The 3,925-nt window shown below is 63.7% G+C and carries 5 protein-coding genes; 2 read left to right on the forward strand and 3 right to left on the reverse strand.

From position 1 onward, the window contains the following. Window positions 1-125 precede the first annotated feature (125 nt). Together EN969_RS20395 and EN969_RS20400 are read left to right on the forward strand one after the other, a co-directional pair. The gene (locus tag EN969_RS20395; protein ID WP_063169094.1) at window positions 126-1,028 is read left to right on the forward strand and encodes a LysR family transcriptional regulator; all 903 of its coding nucleotides are present in this window, start codon (window positions 126-128) and stop codon (window positions 1,026-1,028) included. 119 nt (window positions 1,029-1,147) lie between these two features. After that, window positions 1,148-1,948, forward strand: a complete 801-nt coding sequence (locus EN969_RS20400; RefSeq protein WP_013529394.1) for a 1-acyl-sn-glycerol-3-phosphate acyltransferase — start codon at window positions 1,148-1,150, stop codon at window positions 1,946-1,948. 25 nt (window positions 1,949-1,973) lie between these two features. Here the strand turns inward: EN969_RS20400 and EN969_RS20405 are convergent, their stop codons facing one another. From EN969_RS20405 to EN969_RS20415, 3 genes are all read right to left on the reverse strand, one after another. Next, complete coding sequence (locus EN969_RS20405) at window positions 1,974-2,600, reverse strand: LysE family translocator (protein WP_063169095.1); 627 nt, start codon at window positions 2,598-2,600, stop codon at window positions 1,974-1,976. Between the two features lie 90 nt (window positions 2,601-2,690). Next, the gene (locus EN969_RS20410; protein WP_063169096.1) at window positions 2,691-3,638 is read right to left on the reverse strand and encodes an aldo/keto reductase; all 948 of its coding nucleotides are present in this window, start codon (window positions 3,636-3,638) and stop codon (window positions 2,691-2,693) included. Between the two features lie 120 nt (window positions 3,639-3,758). After that, window positions 3,759-3,925: gamma-glutamylcyclotransferase (locus EN969_RS20415; RefSeq protein WP_206525194.1), on the reverse strand; the 167-nt coding region annotated here is incomplete at its 5' end.

Genomic DNA, 3,925 nt, shown 5'->3' on the forward strand with positions numbered 1-3,925 from the left:
GGACATGACAACAACTGTGCGAGGCCATGCTGCAGGGAGGGGCGACAGACTGGAATATAAGCCTTCCATTATTCAAAGGCAGGTGGCATATTCGTAACTTGTCCTTCCATTTTTCGGAAGAAGCTATGGATCGTCTCGAGGCCATGTCGCTCTTTGTCGCCGCGGTGGACGCCGGCAGCCTTTCCGCGGCCAGCCGCCGTTTCGGCATTCCGCTGGCGACGGTCAGCCGCAAGATTTCCGATCTCGAGCGCCATCTGAACACACGCCTCCTGAATCGTTCGACGCGACGGCTGACACCGACCGATGCCGGCCAGGCCTATCTTGCCGCCTGCCGCCGCATCCTGGACGACGTCGGCGAGGCCGAACGCACGGCCGCCGGCGAATACAGTGTTCCGACCGGCGAACTGGCCATCACCGCGCCGGTCGTCTTTGGCCGCCTGCACGTGCTGCCGGTCGTCACCGGCTTTCTCGCCGCCTATCCCGACGTGGACATCCGCCTGACATTGGCCGATCGCATAACCCAGCTGGTCGAGGACCATTTCGATCTCGCCATCCGCATCGGCCGATTGCCCGATTCGAGCCTGGTCGCCATCGGCGTCGGCGCGATCCGCCGCGTCGTCTGCGCCAGCCCGGCCTATCTGGCCGAACACGGCACGCCAACGACCCCGGAGGATCTGGAAACACACGATTGCATCACCTTCGAGGGGCTCGCCTCCGCCGCCAGTTGGAGCTTCATCAAGGGCAAGGCCGAAATCCCGGTTCGGGTCCGCTCGCGGCTTCAGGTCAACACCGCCGAAGCGGCCATCGATGCCGCGATTGCCGGCGTCGGGCTGACGCGTGTGCTTTCCTACCAGATCGAAGCCGCGCTGCGGTCCGGCGCGCTGCGCGTCCTGCTGCAGGAATTCGAGCCGGCGCCATGGCCGGTAAGCCTGGTGCATGCGGGCCACGGCCTGCTGCCGGTCAAGCTGCGCGCCTTCCTCGATTTTGCCGCTCCGCGCCTGAAGGCGCGGCTGGCGCGGCTGATGTAGCGGAACCAGGCCAACCCATCGGTGGCCGTTCTTCGTCGCCACCCAAAGCGCCCTGCGGCCATTTCCTTTTTTCCCGCGCTTGGTGTAACCAACGCTCACCTCCTCACCGGGCTCCCCCAATGCTCTACATCAGATCGCTGACGTTCAATTTCGTCTTCTACGTCAACCTGATCGTCCAGATGATCCTCTGGACCCCCTACTATTTCCTGTCGCCCCGGCACCGCGCCTGGTTCGTGCCGAAATTCTGGTCGCGCACCTCGATGTGGCTTTACGAGAAGATCGCCGGAACGAAGAACGAGATCACCGGCCGGGAAAACCTGCCCGAAGGCTCCTTCATCCTGGCACCAAAGCATCAGTCGTTCTGGGACGCGATCGCCTTCTTCCCCTTCCTTCAGGACCCGCTCTACATCCTCAAGCGCGAGCTGACCTGGATCCCGTTCTTCGGCTGGTACATCATGAAGATGCGCATGATCCCGGTTCATCGCGGCAGCCGTTCGAAGGCACTGAAGGCCGTGGTCGCCGCGACCAAGGAAGAGATGGCGCGCAACCCTCGCCAGCTCATCATCTACCCCGAAGGGACAAGACGCGCGCCGGGCGACGAACCGGCCTACAAATACGGCATCGTCGAAATCTACACGCAGCTTGGTGTTCCGGTGGTGCCGGTTGCCCATGTCGCCGGCCTCTATTGGCCGCGCCGCAAATTCCTGCGCTATCCCGGCACCATCAAGGCGCGTTTCCTGCCGCCGATTCCACCGGGACTGAGCAAGGACGAATTCATGGCCCGGCTGATCGGCGAGACCGAAGCTGCCTGCGACCAGTTCCTGATGGATGCGGCGCGCGGCCCGAACCCGCCTGCCTTGCCGCCGACAGCGGTGAAAAGGCTGCAAGAGCTGGACAACGCCGCAAGAACCAAAGTCTGAACCGGAAGTCTCCGGCCGGCAGTTCTCAGCCGAACACCGCCAGCGCGGTGGTCAACACCAGCGTCACGGCAAAGATCAGATTGATGATCCGCGAGGCCGCCGGCCGGCGCAGGAAGCGCGCGAACCCAGCCCCCGCGACAAGCCACAGAGCGTGGATGGCAACGATCATCAGGGCGAGAACCGCCAGCTTCAGCCATAGACCAGGCTCAGTGGCGCCCTGTTTGGACGAAGCACCGGCGAACACGGCGGCGATCGCCACATAGGCCTTTGGATTGGCGACCGCGAGAAGAAATCCAGCCAGCCATGTGGGACGCGAAGTCTCGGCGGCGCGGGCGGCCAGCGGCGGCGCCGTAGCGATCTTGAAGGCGAGATAGAGGATGTAGGCCGCGGAGGCCAAAGCCAGCAACGGCGCCAGCTTCGGCATCGAGGTGAGCACTGCCATGACCCCGGTCGCGACAACCAAAAGCACGGCGATCGTGCCCAGGATGATTCCCCAGGCATAGCCCAGGGAATGGCGCAAACCGAAGGCGGCACCAACGGCGGTGACGCTTATCGTTGCCGGCCCCGGGCTGCCCATGACGACGGCGGAGGCAAGCACGAGCGCGCACAACTGGCGCCAAAGATCCGGCTGCAAAAGAAGCGGCTCAGTCATCTCACCCTCTGTCTTGCCCCGTGCGAAGGAGGCTATGGCAAGACAAGAGGGTCGTCTTGGACGTTCGTGCGAGGAGCGGCCGCCGAAACTTCAGTCGCTCGCCCTGTCGAGTTCGGCCATGTCGGCGGCGCTCAGCTTCAGCGACGCCGCCTTGATCAGGCTGTCCATCTGCTCGGGCTTGGTGGCGCTGGCTATCGGCGCGGTGACGCCCGGCCGAGCGATCACCCAGGCAAGCGCGACTTCCGCCTGCTTGGCCGAATGCCTTGATGACACCGCGTCGAGTGCCGCAAGGATGCGCATGCCGCGCCCATTGAGATAGTCCTTCACGCCGCCGCCACGCGGGCTTTGGCCGAGATCGGCCTCGCTGCGGTATTTGCCGCTGAGGAAACCTTTGGCCAGGCTGAAATAGGTGATGACGCCGATGTCCTCGGCCACGCACAGATCGCGCAACGGCCCGTCAAAGGATGAGCGATCGTAGAGATTGTATTCCGGCTGCAGCACCTCGTAGCGCGGCAGACTGCGCAGGCTCGCCACATCGAGTGCCGCACGCAACTGGCCGGCGTCGAGGTTAGAGCACCCGGCATAGCGAATCTTGCCCTTGGCGAGCAGCTTCTCGTAGGCGCCAAGCGTTTCCTCATAGGGCGTCGCAGGATCCGGCCAATGCGACAGATAGAGATCGATGAATTCGGTCTGCAGCCGCTTCAACGATGCGTCGACGGCCTTTTCGATGTAGGCGGCGGACAGGTCCTTGTGCCCCTGTCCCATATCCGAACCGACCTTGGTGATCACCACGACCTTGTCGCGATTGCCACGGTCTTTCATCCATTTACCGATGATGGTTTCCGATTCGCCGCCCTTGTGGCCTGGAACCCAGCGCGAATAGGCGTCCGCCGTATCGATGGCGTTGAGGCCGGCGCCGACGAAGCGGTCGAGCAGGTCGAACGAGGTTTTCTCGTCGGCAGTCCAGCCGAAGACGTTGCCGCCCAGAACCAGCGGCGCGATGGACAAGTCGGTGCGACCGAGACGACGTTTCTGCAAGGCGGATCTCCGGGATGATTGGGCGGGCAAATGGCGCCCGCGGTCTGAGGGTTGGAGCCTAACCTAGGTCTTGCCTGAACGAGGTCAAAGGCCTGACGGCCTTTTTCCGCAGAGCCAGCTTCACAAAGGCGCGACCTGCAGCGCCACCTCTTCCAGCCAATGATCGCGAATGCCCAGCGCCTCGAGATGCTCCAGCGTGCTCAGCACATAGTCCTCGTTGTTGCCGGACTGGCCGACCGCACCGCGCACCACGGCCGCCGCATCTGCAGCGTCGAGCGCTCCGGCAT

Source organism: Mesorhizobium sp. M7A.F.Ca.CA.003.01.2.1, assembly GCF_003998945.1.
GTDB lineage: Bacteria > Pseudomonadota > Alphaproteobacteria > Rhizobiales > Rhizobiaceae > Mesorhizobium > Mesorhizobium ciceri.